General features: G+C 45.1%; 14 protein-coding genes and 1 pseudogene. 6 read left to right on the top strand and 9 right to left on the bottom strand.

Features of this window, described 5'->3' with window-relative positions; genetic code table 11:
* The first annotated feature begins 125 nt into the window (after positions 1–125).
* Positions 126–497: a VOC family protein gene (locus UNITIG_RS02850; protein ID WP_101757003.1), complete on the top strand. Its 372-nt coding sequence runs from the start codon at positions 126–128 to the stop codon at positions 495–497.
* Between the two features lie 91 nt (positions 498–588).
* On the opposite strand, the gene yghU is transcribed toward UNITIG_RS02850, so the two are convergent.
* Complete coding sequence (yghU, locus tag UNITIG_RS02855; protein ID WP_101757163.1) at positions 589–1434, bottom strand: glutathione-dependent disulfide-bond oxidoreductase; 846 nt, start codon at positions 1432–1434, stop codon at positions 589–591.
* 184 nt (positions 1435–1618) lie between these two features.
* Between yghU and UNITIG_RS02860 the strand changes: the two genes are divergently transcribed.
* Complete coding sequence (locus UNITIG_RS02860) at positions 1619–3556, top strand: bifunctional diguanylate cyclase/phosphodiesterase (protein ID WP_101757004.1); 1938 nt, start codon at positions 1619–1621, stop codon at positions 3554–3556.
* 17 nt (positions 3557–3573) lie between these two features.
* Here the strand turns inward: UNITIG_RS02860 and ppnN are convergent, their stop codons facing one another.
* From ppnN to UNITIG_RS02875, 3 genes are all read right to left on the bottom strand, one after another.
* The gene (gene ppnN / locus UNITIG_RS02865; RefSeq protein ID WP_101757005.1) at positions 3574–4935 is read right to left on the bottom strand and encodes a nucleotide 5'-monophosphate nucleosidase PpnN; all 1362 of its coding nucleotides are present in this window, start codon (positions 4933–4935) and stop codon (positions 3574–3576) included.
* A gap of 81 nt (positions 4936–5016) precedes the next feature.
* On the bottom strand, positions 5017–5523 hold the full coding sequence (locus UNITIG_RS02870; protein ID WP_101757006.1) for an MOSC domain-containing protein: 507 nt from the start codon (positions 5521–5523) through the stop codon (positions 5017–5019).
* A 75-nt stretch (positions 5524–5598) separates the two neighbouring features.
* Positions 5599–7833, bottom strand: a complete 2235-nt coding sequence (locus UNITIG_RS02875) for a response regulator (RefSeq protein WP_101757007.1) — start codon at positions 7831–7833, stop codon at positions 5599–5601.
* 328 nt (positions 7834–8161) lie between these two features.
* Between UNITIG_RS02875 and recA the strand changes: the two genes are divergently transcribed.
* Together recA and UNITIG_RS02885 are read left to right on the top strand one after the other, a co-directional pair.
* Positions 8162–9199 carry a recombinase RecA gene (gene recA / locus UNITIG_RS02880; RefSeq protein ID WP_101757008.1) on the top strand — a complete coding sequence of 346 codons (1038 nt, stop codon included), beginning with the start codon at positions 8162–8164 and terminating at the stop codon, positions 9197–9199.
* Positions 9200–9214: 15 nt separating this feature from the next.
* The gene (locus UNITIG_RS02885; RefSeq protein ID WP_101757009.1) at positions 9215–9709 is read left to right on the top strand and encodes a regulatory protein RecX; all 495 of its coding nucleotides are present in this window, start codon (positions 9215–9217) and stop codon (positions 9707–9709) included.
* Between the two features lie 130 nt (positions 9710–9839).
* On the opposite strand, the gene UNITIG_RS02890 is transcribed toward UNITIG_RS02885, so the two are convergent.
* Together UNITIG_RS02890 and UNITIG_RS02895 are read right to left on the bottom strand one after the other, a co-directional pair.
* Positions 9840–10226, bottom strand: a complete 387-nt coding sequence (locus UNITIG_RS02890) for a phosphate ABC transporter substrate-binding protein (RefSeq protein WP_101757010.1) — start codon at positions 10224–10226, stop codon at positions 9840–9842.
* Positions 10227–10306: 80 nt separating this feature from the next.
* Positions 10307–11674, bottom strand: coding sequence for a hypothetical protein (locus tag UNITIG_RS02895; RefSeq protein ID WP_101757011.1), 1368 nt, complete (start codon positions 11672–11674; stop codon positions 10307–10309).
* Between the two features lie 184 nt (positions 11675–11858).
* Between UNITIG_RS02895 and UNITIG_RS02900 the strand changes: the two genes are divergently transcribed.
* On the top strand, positions 11859–12665 hold the full coding sequence (locus UNITIG_RS02900; RefSeq protein WP_255399421.1) for a DUF6502 family protein: 807 nt from the start codon (positions 11859–11861) through the stop codon (positions 12663–12665).
* A 154-nt stretch (positions 12666–12819) separates the two neighbouring features.
* Positions 12820–14487 carry a beta-propeller domain-containing protein gene (locus UNITIG_RS02905; protein ID WP_101757013.1) on the top strand — a complete coding sequence of 556 codons (1668 nt, stop codon included), beginning with the start codon at positions 12820–12822 and terminating at the stop codon, positions 14485–14487.
* A 42-nt stretch (positions 14488–14529) separates the two neighbouring features.
* Here UNITIG_RS02905 and UNITIG_RS02910 read toward each other — a convergent pair whose 3' ends face one another.
* The 3 genes and pseudogenes from UNITIG_RS02910 to UNITIG_RS02920 all read right to left on the bottom strand — a co-directional run bounded on the left by UNITIG_RS02910 (position 14530) and on the right by UNITIG_RS02920 (position 19708).
* On the bottom strand, positions 14530–15897 hold the full coding sequence (locus UNITIG_RS02910) for an ATP-binding protein (protein WP_101757014.1): 1368 nt from the start codon (positions 15895–15897) through the stop codon (positions 14530–14532).
* 16 nt (positions 15898–15913) lie between these two features.
* Entirely contained in the window at positions 15914–16621 is a 708-nt protein-coding gene (locus tag UNITIG_RS02915) for a response regulator transcription factor (protein WP_101757015.1), read from the bottom strand.
* A 134-nt stretch (positions 16622–16755) separates the two neighbouring features.
* A pseudogene (locus UNITIG_RS02920) lies at positions 16756–19708 on the bottom strand (insulinase family protein).
* Positions 19709–19886: the final 178 nt, after the last annotated feature.

Raw genomic sequence — 19886 nt, forward strand, 5'->3', positions numbered from 1 at the left:
TATAGATGAACTTCTTTTATTCGGCGCTTGCATGACTGTATTTATTCTGCCAGATTGTGCACTCGAATTTGGCTCATGGCTAGAATGTTATGGGAACTATAGTTGGGCAATAGCAGGAGGTTGGTATGATCGGATATGTCACCATTGGTGTTAGTGATATGGAAAAAGCAAAAGCATTTTACATAGAGCTTTTGTCAGATATTGGCGCAAAATTAACTATGGATATGGGGCGCATTGCATTTATCGGTGCAGAAGATGGCGGCACTATGCTAAGTCTTTGCGTGCCATACAATGAGCAAGCTGCTGAGCCGGGTAATGGTAATATGATCGCTATTACCCCGGGCTCAAAAGAAGCAGTAGATACACTCTATAAAAAGGCTATTGCGATAGGGGCAAGCTGTGAAGGTGAGCCAGGGCAACGTATCCCTGATATGTTTTATGGTGCTTATTTTCGCGACCCGGATGGTAATAAAATTTGTTTTGCCCATTTTGGATAAACGGGTTTACAGATTTAAAGCACTACGCATAATAGGATTGAATTATGCGTAGTGTGATTTGCCGTACAGGCTGTCCAGCTATTGTTGAAGACTAGTCCAGATCTTTGGCATCGTGGCGCTCCGCCACATAGTTATCATCATCCCCCCAGATACGGTTGACCCTATTACCACGTTTAACGGCAGGCCTTTGTCGAATCTCTTCTGCCCAGCGCAGCACATTTTTGTATGATTGCACATCAAGAAATTCTGCTGCTTCATACAGTTTTCCCATCACTAAACCACCATACCAGGGGTAGTTAGCCATATCGGCGATGGTGTATTCATCACCACAGAGAAACCGGTGCCCGGCAAGCCGTTGATCTAATACATCCAGTTGGCGTTTCACTTCCATGGTAAAGCGGTTGATAGGGTATTCCCATTTTTCGGGTGCGTAAGCGTAGAAATGCCCGAAGCCACCACCTAGATAAGGGACGCTGCCCATTTGCCAGAAAAGCCAGGAATAACATTCGGCTCTGAGTCCCGAGTCACTAGGTAAAAAAGCATTAAATTTTTCAGCTAGATACAACAGAATCGCGCCGGATTCAAACACCCGGGTAGGCGGGGTAGTACTGTGATCGAATAATGCAGGAATTTTTGAGTTTGGGTTTGCAGCAACAAAGCCTGTACCAAATTGTTCTCCCTCTAAAATATTAATCAGCCAGGCATCGTATTCAGCAGCAGTTTTTCCCAGAGCTAATAACTCTTCCAGCATAATGGTGACTTTAATACCATTGGGCGTGGCGAGCGAATACAGTTGTAGCGGGTGTTTACCCACGGATAATTCTTTTTCGAAGGTGGCACCCGAGACGGGGCGATTGATATTGGCGAATTTACCACCTTCAGCGTTAGTATCCCATTGCCAAACTTTAGGTGGAACATAGCTGTCAGAGCTGCTCATAATATCTGGATCCATTGGTTAACTTATTAGGGTGTTACTGTGGTTACGATACTATAATTTTGGTCTCTAGAGATAATTTGCTGCTAATTTAACAAAAATATAATTCTGGGTATGCGTATAGTCGCTGATAGCTCTAAGCTGACTATAATGAAATATATTCGCGCCTAAATTGAGGAGCATCTGCTTGCCCATTCGCAATAAAATTTTTGGTATTTATGCAGTTATGGTGTTATTGGGTATAGGCTTATCCATCACTATTCTGATTTCCGGTCGGGCAATCGATGCGACCTCCAAAGAACTATTAGAAAAGAATGTGCCGCTGCTTGATGATATAAGCACCGTTAAAGTCAGTGTTATCGAGTATGAGCGTATCCTCTACGAGTACTACGCGACGACTGATCAACAGGAAATGACCCGCCGTCATGAAAGCATACATCGTGTGCTGGAACAGGCCTTTCACTCGCTGACATTAATCCCCGAAAATAGACCAATACTGAATGATATTCGGCAAATTTGTGATGAGATCCATTTGCAAGCTGAAAGCCTCGATCAAACATTGTCCAGCAATAGGATTGACTGGGACTTATCCCGTGATCAGCTTGCGTCGATCAGTAATCTTGGGCGCCAGATAACGCCCTTGTTAGATGAGATGCGTGCTCGAATTCAGGCGGAGGTCATAGGTACCGCGAGTTTGGTAGAAACCAATACCCAATTCACAACCCGTTTGGTAGGCCTGTTTAGTTTGGTAATCCTGTTGGTGGCAGCGCTGGTCGCTTTCTACCTCGATAGGTATATGCAGGCACAAAATAAGCTGGGGTTTTTAGCCTACCACGACGCACTGACTGGCTTGCAAAATCGACAACAGTTTGAGGAGGGCGTGGCGGCTTTGGCTGCTGGGAATGAACAATTTACTGTAGGGTTAATCAAAATTGATCGCTTTAACGTGATTACCGCCGGTCATGGCTATGGCGTGGGTGATGCGATTATCCGTGCGGTGGGTGAGGCGCTGTGCGAAGTGGTGAAGGAGTATGGTGGAGAGCAAGCTCAGGCGTTTCGATTTGAGGGAGCCAGTTTTGGCTTTATTGCTAATGCACCCGCGATGACTGGTTTAATTAAGCAATTGCTGCGTCGATTTGAACGACCATTAATAGCGAAGGGTTCGGAGTTTTATATCTCGATTGCTATTGGTTATGTGCAGTATCCTGATGACGAAAAGGACGTGAGCGCATTGATTCAGGATGCCGATGCAGCACTTTCAAGGATTAGCCGTCACGGTAGCGGTGAACCGTTGCGTTTTAAGGACGATATGAGGCTTGCAGAACAAAGCTGGTTGGCTATTGAAAGTGATCTTCGGGCTGCGATTGCTAATGAAGAGCTGGTGTTGTTCTACCAACCGCAGATTTGTGCGCAAACGGGAACGTTGGTGGGGGTCGAGGCGTTAATTCGCTGGCAGTCGCCGCATCGCGGTATGGTACCGCCGATAGATTTTATTCCCATTGCCGAACAAACCGGATTAATTGTCAGCATTGGTGAGTGGGTTATTAAACAGGCCTGTGAACAAGCCAAGCGGTGGCAGCAAGCCGGTGTGTTAGATTGTGTCGTTGCCGTGAATATCTCGCCAAAGCAATTTCTTCACCATAATTTTGTGCAAACTGTCGCTCAGTTGTTAACAGCTAGTGGCGTTGATCCTGCTTTTATTGAATTTGAAATTACTGAAGGGGTGATGGTAGAAAATACTGAGCACTGTATTGATATTTTAGAGCAGCTAAAAGCGCTTGGACTTAATTTATCGATCGACGATTTTGGTACTGGCTACTCTTCGCTGACTTATTTAAAACGGTTTAAAATTGATAAGCTTAAAGTTGATCAGGCTTTCATTAAAAATTTACCCACAGATACTAAAGACCTGGCCATTGTCAGAACTATTATCGATCTCGCTCACAACCTTGGCTTGAAGGTCATTGCTGAAGGTGTAGAAACGGAAACGCAGGCAGAATGGTTACGTTCGTATGGTTGTGAAGAGTTACAGGGCTACTTAATTAGTCGGCCACAACCGGCGTTGGAACTGGCGGATTTTTTTGCGCGCACCGCCAGAATGAATAAAAATGTGAGCCCAGATTGAGCGAGTTGTTAGTAATGTTAATCCAGTATGCGGTAACAAGGGTTATACGCTGCGCCGGGAAGTTTCATTCGGTTATGAAGAATAAAGCTTTTTAGCAATTGGTCCAGCGGCTCCATAATACTTTTGTCGCCTTGAATTTCAAATAGACCATGCTGTTCAATCGCGCGTATACCTTCTTCTTTTACATTGCCTGCCACAATCCCCGAGAAAACACGACGTAAATTAGCTGCCAGTTGATACACCGGCTGTTCTTTGTACAGATTAAGACCATTCATATTTTCATGGGTAGGGTTAAAGGGTTGCTGGAATTCAGGCTCGATATGTAGCATCCAGTTAAAATTATAGGCATCGCCATGTTGTTTGCGATAATTTCTGACATCAAGAGCACCGGCTGTCATTATCTTGGCCACTGCGGCGGGGTCATCGATAACTATTTGATAACGGGATTGCGCCTCCTCGCCTAAGGAGTGGTGAATAAATCCATCAACCTGAGCGAAATATTCTGCAGCACTAGCTGGCCCGGTAAGCACGATGGGAATAGGTTGTTCAGCGTTACTTGGGTGAAGCAGTATGCCTAATAGATACAGAATTTCTTCCATCGTACCTGCACCGCCAGGAAAGATAATGATGCCGTGCGTGCAGCGGATGAAGGCTTCAAGCCGCTTTTCAATATCGGGTAAAATGACTAATTGATTGACGATAGGGTTAGGGGATTCTGCGGCAATGATGCCGGGTTCCGTAATACCAATGTAGCGACCAGTTCCAGTACGTTGTTTGGCTCGGCCAATGGTGGCGCCTTTCATCGGGCCCTTCATTGCTCCGGGGCCGCAGCCAGTACACACGTCCATGTTGCGTAGGCCTAATTGATAGCCCACCTCTTTGCTGTAATCATATTCTTTTCGGCTGATGGAGTGGCCTCCCCAGCACACAACCAGATTAGGTTCCTGATCTGCTTTGAGTACACCGGCATTACGCAGTAAGTGAAAAACCACATCAGTAAGATCACCGATATGATTAAGGTCAAACTGATGAATAAGTTCGCGGCCATAGAGAATGTCTCTTACTACGGTCGCTAAGTGCTCGCGAATGCCCTGAATAATTTCGCCATCGACAAATGCCTCTGCCGGGGCATTTGATAGTTCCAGTTTGATACCGCGTTCCTGTTCAACAATGCGAATATCAAAATCTTTATATTCTTCAAGTAAGGTTTTGCAATCATCTATTTGACTGCCGCAATTTAATACAGCCAAACAGCAATTGCGGAATAGTTTATAGAGGCCGCCCTGACTGGTGTCGAGTAAATGTGCAACTTCGCTTTTGGAAAGTAAGCTCATGGCGCCGAGCGGTGAAAACGTACAACTTGCAATAGTGTTGGCCATGGTGTCTCTAAATAAAAAGGTTGATTAAGGACTGTTATTGATAAGGGTAGTCAATAATTAAGTTAAATACGAGGGTTTGTATTATAGGTTATGCGGCATTACCGGAATGACGGCGTCGCCAATTTTTATAGTGCCGGATATCAGGATTTTACAGCACAGTCCGCCATGGCCTAGCATGGCGGCAACAGCGCCACGGCCGAGTGCTCGTTCTATCCGGGCGCATGGGTGACATAGGGCGGTTGCCTCAAACAGGGCGTCGCCAATAGTGAATTGCTGATAACGCATGGCGTTGAGGTTAATGCCGCTAACAACCAAATTGCGACGTAAAGTTGCCGGTTTGATGTTGGGGATGCCGGAGAAGTGTGCGATCTGTTGGATGTATTCGGTTGAAATTAAAGTGACCTGTCGAGCAGAGCCGGGTGTTTTACTGCAGCGGTGATCACCTTCAAGTCCTAAGCCTTTTAGTGCATTGACGTGATCTGTTAACCGCATATCTGTTTTGTGGGCTGGGCGTAGCCCAATCCATTGCAAAGTGCCTGGTCTTAGCTCTGAAATATAGCGGGAAAATAAACGTTGCTGCGTATTCATCGTGATAACTGTTATCTCTTGGAGTAATCCAGTGAGTTAACTGACAAGCTGGACTAACCTGTTGGGGATAATCACTTATGGCTGAGTTAATACATGCTGAATAAGCGTCAGTAAGTCATTCGCTTTATAGGGCTTGCAAAGATAGTCATTCATTCCAGCATCCAGGCATTTATCCCTATCACTATCCATTGCGTTTGCGGTCAGTGCAATAATTTTAGTTGCTGCTTTTGAGTTGGGTAGTTTGCGGATCTGCTGGGTGGCTTCAAAGCCATCCATTACCGGCATTTGGCAATCCATAAGTACCAGATCGTAGTGTTGTCGCCTAACTGCATCAATAGCAAGTTCGCCATTTTTTACGGTGTCAAAGCTAAAGTTCATATTCGTGAGTAGCGTGGTTAACACTAATAGATTCACGTCGTTGTCTTCAGCGACCAATAAATGAAACTGGTCGGGTTTGAAATTAGCAATGGGGGTAATGGTTAGCGGTGTGCGGTAAGTTTTAGTGCTGCGTTCCGCCTGCTTTTGGTTGACAATAGTAAACCAAAACTCAGCACCATCGCCGAGCTTGCTGTTAGCACTGATGCTCCCTCCGAGTAATTCACAGAGCATTTTTGAAATACTGAGACCGAGGCCGCTACCGCCATATTCGCGAGCAGTTGAGGTGTCTGCTTGGGTAAAGCTTTTAAATAGTAAATCTCTTTTGTGGGGGTCAAAGCCAATACCGGTATCTTTAACACTGAACCGAATGTGATTGTCCTTTGCGATTGAACATTGCAGATTGATAGCGCCGCTATCGGTAAATTTAAAAGCATTGCTTAGCAAGTTGATCAGGATTTGTCGTAATCTGAGAGAGTCGCTATTAATACGTTTAGGGACATTGTTATCAATGTTAACTTGCAAGTTTATGTGCTGATTGGAATTGATGTTAAAAATTGTACAAACGTCTGCAATGAGTTCCCGAACATCAAACTCGTGAATATCGATTTCGAGGGCACCACTCTCAATTTTAGATAAGTCCAAAATTTCATTAATAAGTGACAATAAAGATTCGGCTGAAGTAATTATATTTTCAATATAAGTCGCTTGTTGAGACGACAAGGCTGTTCCCATGGCAATCTCAGCCATACCTAAAATACCATTCATTGGGGTGCGTATTTCATGGCTCATATTGGCAAGAAAAATACTCTTTTGCTGCGTGGCTTGCTCGGCTTCTTGCTTGGCCGTGCGCAATGCGTTGTTCATATGAGCTTGCGAAAAAATATCGGCCATATTGCGGATAAAAGCCACTTCATCTTCATGCCATTGATAAGTATTTTGAGTTTTCTCGCAGCAGACAAAACCAATAAGTTTCCCTTGTGCGCGAATGGCAGCATCAATAGAAGCCTGAATATTGAATTTAACATGTTGCGTGTAAAATTCTTTCAGTTGCGGGTCATTGAGCGTATCATCGCTGACAATAACCTCTTGTTTTTCTAGTATTGAAAAGTAGTGCTGATATTCCTTTTGCTGGTAGTCACAGGGAAGTCTATTAATACGTTTTTCGCATTTTTCACGGGCATCAATTTCGTAAACAACACGAAAAAAATCATTGTCGTCAGTAAGGCATACAGTAACAATTTGAGAGTCCAGCACCTGGTTGATAAGGTGGCAGATATGGGTAGCAGTTTTGTCAAGATCACCATCTATGGTGGTTTGTCTGCGGCTTAGTTCGGCGATGGCAGCTTGTTGTTTTTTTATGCGCTGCAGTTGTCGGGATTTTTGTAGATTGAGTAATGCGCGTTGATTTTCCAGTATGGCGATGGCCGCTTGATCCGACAGTGCCGATGCGAAGGCAATTTCGTTTTCGCTCCAGTGATGCTGGTGATGATTGTGTTCAATACTGATGTGACCTATATAGTTACTTTGGGTGCGAATAGTGGCGTCTAACATCGAGTAGGTGTTGTCGGGGATAAAAAATTGTTCTAACAGTTCAATACTTCTTGGATCTGAACGGCAATCATCCAGTGCCAGCACACGTTCTGCGTTGAGCGCGGTCATATAAAGCGGGTAACAGCTTAATTTAAAATCATAATTGACCTTATTCAGGTCGGTATAACAGTTATTCGGTTTATTGTATTCACAAATACAATGGTTGATATCACCTTCCGGGCTTGCTGTTACCAGCCATACAGAAATGAGATCAGCTTCAAGGTGGTTAGCAGCTAAACGCGACAGCGATTGCCAAAATTGATCAAGGTTTTCCGGGTCTTCGACCAGAATTCTTGATAGCTGCAACAGGATATCTTGCTGCTGTTGTTGGCGTTGACTCATGGGCAGTCTTATATCGGGTTAGATCACATTGAATTACCTGGCCAAAGTAGTATAGATTAAATTTGCTGGCTGGTGATTATCTAATCAGTGTCTTCTGGTGCGTTCTGTGCTTGATGGACGTATTTATGGGCGAATAATACTTGCAGAAGAAAAAAAGTTTGCCTACCATACTGTTTATGTGTACAGTACTTTGAAATCGGGCTACACAGTAAATATTCGGTTGGGTACCCGCCGCGGATTACATAATGTTACATTGACTAATTCGTGCCTGACCACAGCTTTTTAAGAATATTAAGACTAACGCCTAACAAGAACGAGAGAGATCATTATGGATACCAATAAAGAAAAAGCCCTGCAAGCAGCCTTACAGCAAATAGAACGTCAATTTGGTAAAGGTTCCATCATGAAGATGGGTGAAGAGTCGCGGGAAGCGATACCGGCAATTTCTACCGGTTCTTTAGGTCTGGATGTCGCTTTGGGTATTGGCGGCCTACCGAAGGGCCGGATTGTTGAGATTTATGGGCCAGAGTCCTCTGGTAAAACCACTTTGACACTCAGTGTTATTGCTGAGGCACAGAAAAACGGTGCGACCTGTGCGTTTATCGATGCTGAGCACGCGCTTGATCCCAGCTATGCAGAAAAACTGGGGGTTGATATCGACGATATGCTGGTATCCCAGCCGGATACAGGTGAGCAGGCCTTGGAAATTGCGGATATGCTGGTGCGTTCAGGTTCAGTAGATGTCATTGTCATTGACTCGGTGGCTGCATTAACGCCTAAGGCTGAAATTGAAGGTGATATTGGTGATTCTCATATGGGGCTTGCTGCCCGCATGATGTCGCAAGCGATGCGTAAAATGACGGGCAACATCAAAAATGCAAATTGTCTGGTTATCTTCATTAATCAAATTCGAATGAAAATTGGTGTGATGTTCGGTTCGCCTGAAACTACCACTGGTGGCAATGCTTTAAAGTTTTATGCTTCTGTTCGTTTGGATATTCGTCGTACCGGTGCGGTTAAAGATGGCGATGAGATTATTGGTAATGAGACTCGAGTGAAAGTGGTTAAAAATAAGGTCTCGCCACCCTTTAAGCAGGCTGAGTTTCAGATCCTCTATGGTAAAGGTATTTACCGCATGGGAGAGGTAATTGACTTAGGGGTCAAGCAAGGTTTGATTGATAAGTCTGGCGCATGGTATGCCTATAACGGTGATAAAATTGGTCAAGGGAAGGCGAATGCTGCTAAATTCTTACAGGATAATCCTGATATTGCCGAGGCGATTGAATCTAAATTGCGGCAGGAGTTATTGGGTACCAAAGTTGCACCAGAGTTGCATGTTGTTGAAGAAGCCGAAGCGGTTGAATAGCAATCGGTACCTTTAATGTCTGAAGTTCGACCTGTTGATATTCGACGAGCGGCAATGGATTTGCTTGCTCGTCGCGAACATTCCTTTCATGAGCTGTACGCTAAGCTCCGTCGTAAATTCCCTTCTAATTCTACCAGCGCCGATATTGAAAATAACGATGATGCGGCATGCGAGTTAGACAACTTGATTAAGCAGCAGTGTCTGCAGCTCGCTGAAGAAAATTTACAAAGTGATGAGCGCTTTGTTGAGTCGTTTATCAATGGCCGCAAAGCAAAGGGTAAGGGGCCACTGAGAATTCGTCAGGAGCTTGAGCAAAAAAAAATTGACGCGGATCTGTTGTCTATATACCTGGATGATTCCGATGCTGAGTGGGAGTGCTTGGCTGCAGAAGTTTATCGTCGAAAGTTTGGCGATCGTCGAGCGGGAAGTTATCAGGAAAAAACCAAGCGGCTGCGGTTTATGCAGTACCGGGGTTTTAGTTATGAGTTACTGGCAAAGTTGGTGATATAAAAATAATTGGAATGGCGAGGTGAGTTTATAGTCGCAGCATGGTTTAGCTTGGCAGCTCAGTTTTCTATCTGGTGTTTCAATTTGTTCCGGGTTTAAATTGAGTGGGCTCGTCTGGGTTATAGCAGCAGGGTCAGGGTATATGTAAAATCACTTTAACCATAGGGTCTTCATTACTGCTGTCCATATAGCCAATCATACTTGGGTTGTTACCAATCAGTAATTTTATTTCATCGTCATCATTAACCTGATTGGGTGGTTGGCTTTTTCCTGTGAAGACTTGTCTCGCCCAATATGCGTTTAGCTGATTCTGGTTTTTATTAATCAGCTTATCGTAAAACTCAATACGGACGGTACTGGTTCTGGCTTGATCAATGGGTATAACTAATTGCCCGGTTGGCAGGTTTTTCGTTTTCCCGAGAAAAATATTAGCGGCTTGTGCAGGGGTAATGGCATCAATATTTGCATCGCGATGAACAACGACATTGACGCCGGCGAAAAGCTGGCTAGAAAGTAACATGCATAAAGCGGCAGCATGTTTTCGTAAGCATGATGTTCTTGGGTGACGCGGAAACTGAAATGTGTGGGCTCGTTTATACATCAGAACACCACATCCAATACGATAGAGTAGATATCTATGTCGTCGATCTCATCAGCCTCACCGGTAAAGCGTAATCTGTTCCAGGTACCGGCTGTGTTGTCGAGCTCGGTATAGTGATTCCACTCGATTTTGGCGCTAGTATTGGGTGACAGGTTATAGCGAAGCCCTAGGGAATAAGCGGTGCTAGTAAAATTAAGTGGGTCTGTAGTAACAAAACCTGATAATTCTTTAGTATCAACAACTGCGCCAAAACAGTTTCCTGCAACTTCAGTACCCAGACACGCTCTGCCATTTGAAAATGTAGGGTAGGGGGTAAAATCAGGTTCATTGGTGGTGTAGGATTTTCCGATGGTGATATGAGGGAGCCACTCACCCAGATAACGCCCGATGGTGATGTATCCCGCATCAGTATCTCTGAAAACCTCTGTTTGATCGGTATCGTAGATGGAAATTTCTGTTACTAGTAGCCAGTTACCATCATCATACATACTGGCTAACGTGTAGTAAGTCCCGCCATCATTAATGTTTTCAGGCAAGTCTCTGCCGCCAAAACTGGAAAATTCGATATCAAATGTAAAAGCGCTAGCGCGATGCGTCCATGCACCGCTACTGGAGGTGATGTTCGCTCCGTAAAAGTCATTGGTATCGTAGCTGCTTTGGTTGTCACTGCCAGCAAAGAATTGAAACTGATGGATCCAGTCACCGAATGCGACGTTGTATAAAGCGTCTACGCCTTCGTAATTATTAATGGGCAGCGCGTAAAAGTCGCTTGGTGGTCTGGCCCAAGGGTAGCTGAGCCCAATCTCTAATGACTCCGAAAATAAGTATAAAGGGAGTCGTAATCGTCCGGCTCGAAGTGTTAGGGCGTCAGTTACTTCATGGCTGATAAAAGCCCACTCGGTCTCTAGCTCCCAGTCTTCAGCCCCTCTAGCGACCATTTGGATGGTAATGTCAGTCTTTTCGTTAAGTTTAAATCGGGCTTGCAAGCCGGCAATGCTATCCGTATCAAAGCTTATATCATCCCGGTAACTGACATTTTGGTCACCCACTGCGGGGTCGGATTGGGTGGCACTGGCGGAGATGAAGCCATTTAGACTTATCCGGCTGTTTTGATTATGTACTGATTTATCTGTTGACTGTGGGTATTTCTGTTGGCTAGGGCGGGCTTTGACCTGACGTTCCTGCAGCACTGGCTGCTGCTCATCATTAGCTTTAAGTTGTTGGATTTCCTGTTTTAAGGCTTCATTTTCCTCTCGCAGGATGTTCAGCATCTGGTCAATTTCGGCATCGGTATAGGCTAAAACCGTATTGGGCTGAGTGCATGCGGCCAATAATACTAGAGAGGTCGTCAGTTTGGTGAGAGTCATAATACTTGTTCAGTTAATGGTCGTTTAGGTTAAAAGCTATATGAGTATAGCAATAATACAAACTATATGACTATCTCCTGCTCACTGGTCCACGTCATGTTCATGACGGTATGTAGATTTAAAAAAGACTCAATATTTTTGTGAAAATATTCCCAAATAATGAAATGTATGTTTAAATCGCCTCATGGACATTAAATATTCAGCTGTTAACGCTTTATTTCGATTACTTCGGCCACTTGTCAGAATAATGATGAACTATGGCGTTGGCGTTGATGAGTTCATTGAGCTCGCCAAGCGTGCCTACGTGGATGTCGCAGAGCGTGAATTCACTCTGGAGGGACGCAAGCAAAGTACTTCCAGAATTGCCGTATTGACAGGTATGCATCGAAAGGAAGTGGCACGACTTCGGCAGCCCGATGAATTGGAAGTCATGCCTGAAACCTCCCGGCTGAGTCGTGTTATTAGCGGTTGGTGTAACGACCAACGATTTCTTAATGAGCAGAAAAAACCTGCTTTATTGAATATCGAGCAATTTGCAGAGCTAGTAGCTAGCTACAGTGGCAATATGACCAGCAGGGCAACGCTGGATGAATTGCTAAGGGTCGAAGCCGTAACTTGGCGGGGGCGCGCGCTCCAGCTTACCCGAAAAGTGTATATCCCTCATAAATCCGATTTGGAACGCTTGGCGATGATGGGTGAAGCGAGTTCTGATTTGCTAAACACCCTCAGCGTTAACCTCTCACAGCCAGAAGAAAATAGACTGCAACTGAGTACAGTTTTCGACAACTTACCTGCAGAAGTTATTCCTCAGTTAAAAACACTTTGTCATCAGCGCAGTAGCGAATTACTTGCGGAAATTGAAAGCTTTCTGATCTCGCGTGACAGAGACAGCAACCCGGGTATTGAAGGTAGTGGCAGGATGCGCGCGGGATTAGGCATTTACTATATCGAAGAATCAATGGAACCCGATTTATTCCAGGAGTTAGCATGAAGTTAATATGGCAGCGGAAGTATCTATTTCTTACTAGTCTTTTATTGATTTTACCGGGCTGTAGCGGCGGTACCAGTGGGACCGGCGATGGCGGTAATAATAATTCCGGTTATTTGGTTCAGGTGGAAACGGAACAACAGCTAGCGCAGTATTTTTGGCGGCCAATACCAATACAGATGAACTCAGTGAGCCGACTGTTGGCACTGCTGAAGATGCATTGTTTTCGCAAACCAATTTAATCGAGAGTAATGTCGATGAGGCCGACCGGGTAAAATTTGATGGAGAATTTTTATATGTTGCAGAGCTGCAGCGGTTTAGTGGAGATGATAAGCGGGCGCGGGTAAAAATTTATCAGACTGAAACTGCTACCCCCAGTAGCAGCGAGGTGGCTGAAATTATCTTACCCGTAAATGACAAAATCGAAGGTATTTATTTGGAAGGGCAACGTTTAATTGTTATCACGCAAGTGGGGGATGATTTACTCTGGCATACGTGGTTCAGTCCGCAATTATGGCAAGAGGGAGAAATATCCATTTTTGTTTATGACGTCAGTGATAAGTTATCCCCTGATTTTCTCTCCAGTATTATTATGCAAGGTAATTTACTGAACTCCAGAAAGGTTGAGGGCAATCTCTACATCGTCAATCGATTTAAGGTATCGGTAATGAGTGAGGAAGTAGAGCTAGCTGATTACTTGCCCTTCCTAAAAATTAACGGTACCCAAAGTCCGTTACTGGCTGCGACAGATTGCTATGTTGCTCCAATTGAAGAACCAAATAGTAGTTTTATAACTATCGTTAGCGCAATTGATTTAGCCAAACCGGATGCGGTTAATTCACTTTGTTTTAATGGTGATACCAGTGGCTTTTATGCTTCTGGCAAGGCAGTGTATCTCAGCCAGTATGATGCGCAAAATGCACAATCATTTATCCATAAATTTTCATATAAAAATGATGAGGTCGAGTATTCAGGTAGCGGTTCGGTACCTGGTGGTTTGGGAGTGAATAATAGTCATTTTCGGATGAGTGAGTTTGATAATGACTTGAGAGTTGTGAGCACGGTGTCCATTTGGGATGAAGATACAGGTCGTGAGTTCAATCATTATTTATCAATTTTTTCAGAAGACTCATCAAGCCAGTCGTTACAGCAGCGCTCACAAATTCCTAATGAGCAGCAGTCAAAAAAAATTGGTAAGCCTGGTGAGGATATTTTTGCTGTCCGGTTTGTTAAGTCAAGGGCGTATGTGGTTACATTTCTGCAAACCGATCCGTTTTATATTATTGATGTAAGTGATCCGGATTTGCCAGTGATAACGGGCGAGCTTGAAGTGCCGGGGTTTTCCACGTTATTGCAACCTTTGGATGATGACACGCTATTGGGTATTGGTGAGTCAGAGCTTGGTTTTGGGCAAGTTAAAGTAGAGTTGTTCGATGTTAGTGATATAGCTCATCCGGCTAGTCGCGATGTGCTGTTACTTAATAGTTATTACAGCGAGGCTTTATATCAACATCATGCTATCAGCCTATTACCGCAAGCTGATGCCTTTTCGGTGCGAGTGGCTTTCCCCTTGCGAGGATGGGATGGATGCAATTCTATTCAAGGTCTGCAAATGCTTACGGTCAACTTGAGTACCAAGCGCTTGGCTGATGAGGGGGCGTTGCTGCCGGCTATAACTTCATCGTTTGCTCGCGATGGTGAGCGCGCTGTTCTTGCTGATGATGCGGTTTTTTATATGACGGGCAATGATGTGACTAGTGATAGCTGGGGTAACGGTGATAGTTTTGGCTCGGTCGGGGATTTTTTTGAATGTATTACATTTTGAGCAAAGTTTGTGTGTTGATTTACCCAGGTAGTCGGTTGCGCGCTAGGCCTCTACAATCAGTGAGTCGGGTAGCGTAATAACAAATTCAAAACCGCCCTGAATATTTTGCGCTTTAATATTGCCGCCATGATGTTGGATAGCGCGGCTGGCAATCGACAGTCCTAGCCCGTGACCGCCGTTATTTTGGTGGCTGCGGGCGGTTTCTTCGCGATAGAAGGGCAGGAAAATTTTCTCCAGGGACTCTTCAGGTACACCATTACCCTGATCTCTAACAGTAATGGTTATTTCCCCTTGGGGTTTGTTGTAGGTGAGTATCAGGCTTACCTTGGTGTTGGCTGGTGTGTGTCGCAATGCGTTGCGAGTTAAGTTATCAACGGCATGCCACAGCAGGCCGCCGGAAGTGGTGTAGAGCAATTCATCACAATCGCTGATTATTTCAATAACCTTGTGGCTTAACTCTGCTTCCAGTTGATCATCACTAGCAATGCCATGGAGCAGGCCTACTAAGTCAATACAGTCGGTCAGTTCCTGGCTGTAATTAGGCATGACCAGAAGTTGGCTGATAAGCGCATTCAGCCGTTCACATTCTTTTTCAACCCTTTCCAGTTCGGCAGTGTCTTCTCCGTGCTTGCGCTGAGCAAGTGCTAATGCCGCCTGAATACGACCCAGCGGAGAGCGTAATTCATGAGATATATCCCTTACCAGTTGTTTCTGCTCTTCGAGGGTTTTTTCGAGTCGCTGCGCCATATTGTTAAAGTCATGACCTAATTCGGATATTTCATCATTGGCGAGTTTGTTAACCTCAAAGCGAAAATTCAAATTGCCATTGGCAAGCTGCTGCGTTGCTTTTCTAAGTGCGATAATGGGGCGGGTAATTGAACGCGCCATAAAAAAACAAATTATACCGCTAACCAATATGCCCACTAATAAGCGAAACCAAATGTATTTTGTAAAAAAATAAACAAAAGGCGACGGGGGCAGTGGCGTGGCAATTAATAATTTTGAGATCGCTTGCTGGTCTCGTATTAACATTCGGCCGTAAAGAGAGACGTTCTCTGTTTTGGTTACTAGCGTCGGTTGTTCCAGAGTGATTTTTTCCGCGAGTAACCTGATATCGTCTGGCACAGGGGTTGAACGTTTGGGCTCTTGCAAATTAATAATGTAAGCATTGACGGAGTGGATGCTAGGTAAGCCGACTAACCATAGGTCGAGTTCTTTGGGACTGCGGTCCCGGGCGATGTCGGCGGTGCGGCTTAGAATTCCTTGCGCTGCTTTGCCTAATTCGTAGGCGGAGGGTTGATCACTCTTTTCAAATTCATCGCTATAGCGAGTAGCGGCCAGCATCGAAAGTAATACGGTAATAGTAATTAGCCAGAAGCCAATAAATATTTTAAAAAATAACCGATTCATTGGCAGTGGCTAATAGTTAGGTTTCATCAACTTTAATAGCTTGGGTAAATTGATAGCCCACGCCACGAATATTTTTTATCAAGTCATCATCGACACCAAATTGGCCTAACTTTTTTCGTATATTGCTAATGTGGACGTCTATGCTGCGATCATAGGCCGCTAGTTTTCGCTTGAGCACTTCGCTGGAAATATTCTCTTTGTCGACCACGCTGCCAGCGCGCTGCATCAGTAATTGCAGGATTTCAAATTCTGTAGAAGTTAGATGGATTGCTTGTTGTTGGTAATAAAGTTCGCGGCGGGTTGTATCCAGTAATAAATCACCAGTCGATAACACGCTGGGAGTCTTTTGTTGGGTGCTGTTATTGGCGCGACGCAAAACAGCGCGGACCCGGGCAGCTAATTCTTTTGGGTTACAAGGTTTGGGGACATAGTCGTCGGCACCCAATTCCAGTCCCAAAATTCTATCAGTGTCATCGCCACGGGCAGTCAACATAACGATAGGCAGATCGCTGTGTGTTCTTACAGAGCGTAATACATCCAGCCCTTGGCGCCCTGGAAGCATAATGTCCAGTACCATCAAATCATATTTTTTAGTTTGAAATTCACTCACGGCGACATCGCCATTGTGAACAGACGTTATGATAAACCCTTCCAGCTGTAGAAAGTCTGTCAACAATTGACAGAGTTCGACATCATCATCGGCAATTAAAATATGTGCGCTCATCTAGCAGCCCTGTGCTTGTAATCGGTGGTAGCGGTTAATTGTTATTGAAGCTCGAATAATGAGCTATCTCCTTTACATAACTTTTACTTCATGTCAGTAAACTTAACAACAGCCGCCGCTGTAGTGGTAATAAATCACACATTCAAGACTTCGCACTCCTGGTTTTTGATAAATGCGCTGAGTTGCTGGCAATTGGTCTGATTGGTGACGACAGCAATACTGGCCAGTTCTGGTTTGAGATATTGTCCAGTGACGCGCTTCAAGTCAGCTATGGAAACTTGCAAAATACGCTGGCGGAATTCTCGTCGCTGTTGATGGCTACGCCCAAATAACTGATTATGAAATGCTTGCTTGGCTTCTCCCGCCGGGGAGCTTGGTTTATCCAGGCTGCTAATGACGCCGAGTATTGCCTGCTCTAATTGTTCTTCATCGTGTTCTTCGGTTAATAACCACTCTATAGATTTATCAAAATCGCTTAGCGTTTCTTCGATACGTGGATCTCGATACGAGTAAAAACGGAATGCGGCAATATTGGCATCGTGACTGGCTCCGCCACCGTAGGCGCCGCCTTGTTCGCGAATAGCCCGGTGCAAATAACCATTGCGTAAAAAACCGCCAAGTATGGTTAAAGGTGCTGCATCGGGATGATCGACTGGCACGGTTGGATAAGCTTTGGCGCAGAAATTAACCTGGGTGTTAGCTACCCAGACTTGCTTTTTGCTGAGCCGGATAGGTGCTGGGGTATAGGCTTGTGTTTGTGCGGGTCCTGGAATATTTTTCCACAGATCGTTAATGGTTTGTTCGCACTCGCTAATAATATCGGTATCACTGATGAGTAGCTGTTGTTTGTGTGCGCTGAGAATTTGTTGATGAATATCGTTTAACTGGCTAGCGTATTTTTTTAATTCCTCTTCATTCTGAAGCTTTATATCTAATGCTTTAATAGCTTGAATGCCAGCCAAGCCGCTAAGCTTATGACTTAAGGCTGCCGTTGGGCTCATGCCACTACTAGCGGCACTCATTGCCAAGCTATGGCCATTATTGGTAACTGATTGTTCTCTACGAGCACGTTGCTGACTTACCAGTTCGCGCATCCGGCCCAGTTCATCGAAACGAATGTTATGCAATGTTTGCTGCATGAGTTGAGCTTGTTGCAGGTGGTTTCTGGCTAATGCTTTTGAAGACAGTACCAAATAGCTTCCCACTTTTTGTTCATCATCGGTGGCGCCGCGCATGGTGGTGAAGGCGTTGATGCTGCCGCACACTTTTGCCTGCCAGGCTTGAGTCGCTAAATAGTCTTTGTCGCCAATGCCGAGTTCGGTCAATGCATTTGTGTAATGCGGCAGTAGTGCCACCAGTTCATCATCTAATGGTGGTAATTGAATAATGATTTGTTGGTACACCAAACCATTGGTGCCTTGGCTGTAGCTATGGATGGGCAGTATGGAGGAGTCAATGGTTTTGCCATCGACTATTCGAATATCGCGAGGTACATCCTCCAAGCCCACTTTGGGTAAAATAGAGTCGTCATCTTTTTGCATTTGCCGCTTATTCAGGGCGTTAGCTAATTCGATAACCTGCTGTTTTTGCTGGTCGTCCATGGCTGCTTTTATTGCTGCCAGTTTGGTGGCTTCAGCGGCATCTTTGACAGCAGAAAGTTGCTTGTCTGGTGACAGGGTTAGCGACACCCGATGAGGATTGTCGATTAACAGTTTACGTGCCAGAGACTTAATAAACTCCGGGTCCTTAATATCCTCGCGCAACTGTTCCAGTACGGGGTCTAAATTGAGTACTGCAATGGGGTCGCCACGGTGGGTGGCATTACCGATAGCGGCCAGAATAAGTTGCAAGCCGAAGGGGTAGCCATCACCACCAACTTCTCGCTGATGCAGTTCTAACTGGTGCAATACCGCTTCGACCTGCTCTTGAGGTACACCTTGCTCGGCCACTTGTTGAATAGTATTTAGAATCCCTTTTTCGATCGCCGCTATGTTGTCCAGGCTTGCACCTTCAACACCACAAACAAAGGTCAGTTCTCGCATCGAATCTTCCAGTCCACACAGTGGCGAGGGAGAGTTTGCAAGCTCAGTGGTTTCCAGCATACGTTGCAGTGGTGAATTACTGTTATCCAGCAGCACACTGGAGAGTAACTGTCCTTGCAGAAGATCCTGGAGGTTTGCGCTTTGGCCCCATAACCACCCATTACCAAGTGATGCTTGTTGTCGATACTGCCTTCTTCATCAAAGGCATAGTTTTCCTGTACCCGGATCGGTGCGCTATAACGCTTTTCTTCAGGGACATGGATGTTGACATCCAGCGCATCGAATCTGGCTAGCGCCTGTTGCTCAAAAGTCTGTTGGTGCTCGGCGGCTGGAATGTCGCCATAGGTCATGAATATGGCATTGCTTGGGTGGTAGTGCGTTTTATAAAAATCTTTAAGTTGCTGATAGCTCAGTTCAGGAATATGTTCCGGATCGCCGCCACTGTTGTAATGGTAGGTGGTCGTTGGGTAGAGGTGTTTACAGAGGGTTTGCCACAGAGTGCTGGCCACCGAACTCATGGCCCTTTCATCTCATTAAATACCACGCCCTTGTAAACTAAATCGCTGTCGGGGTTGTCGGTCTCGGCAAATTCTACACGGTGGCCCTCTTGGGCAAAATCCAGTTCGTCGAGACGGGAGAAAAATACGGCGTCCAGATAAACATCCAATAGATTGTTGAAGTCTTTGCGGTTTTGGCTGGCGAAGGGGTAGGCCGTCCAGTCAGAGCTGGTAAAAGCATTCATAAAGGTATTGAGTGAACGCCGGATCATCATAAAGAATGGATCGCGGACAGGGTAGCGCTCACTGCCACACAGTGCTGTATGCTCAAGAATATGCGCCACACCTCGTGAATCCATGGGTACGGTACGCAGTGCCACCAAGAAAACATTTTCATCATTATCCGCTGACATGTGGTAGTGCACGGCGCCAGTTTTTTTATGTCGGTATTCTTCAACGGTGATATTCAGGCTGTCGATAGTCTGGCTGCGAAGCCATTCAAATGCTGGGTGTAGGTTTGAAGGGGCAGTGCTGGTTGCTGATGTCATTCTTGATCCTAGCAGGTTGTAGTGGTGAAAAAAGCACCGTAGTTACCGCCATATCCTCTCTATTAATAGGCGGCTTTTAGGTTTGCTATTGTAGCGCTATATCAACGTTCTGCGTGCAGAAATTATAATTCAGAGGGTTAGTCCAGAAAATCAATGTCATCGTATAGAGTATTGAATT

This window comes from Oceanicoccus sp. KOV_DT_Chl, assembly GCF_900120175.1.
Lineage (GTDB): Bacteria > Pseudomonadota > Gammaproteobacteria > Pseudomonadales > Dasaniaceae > Oceanicoccus.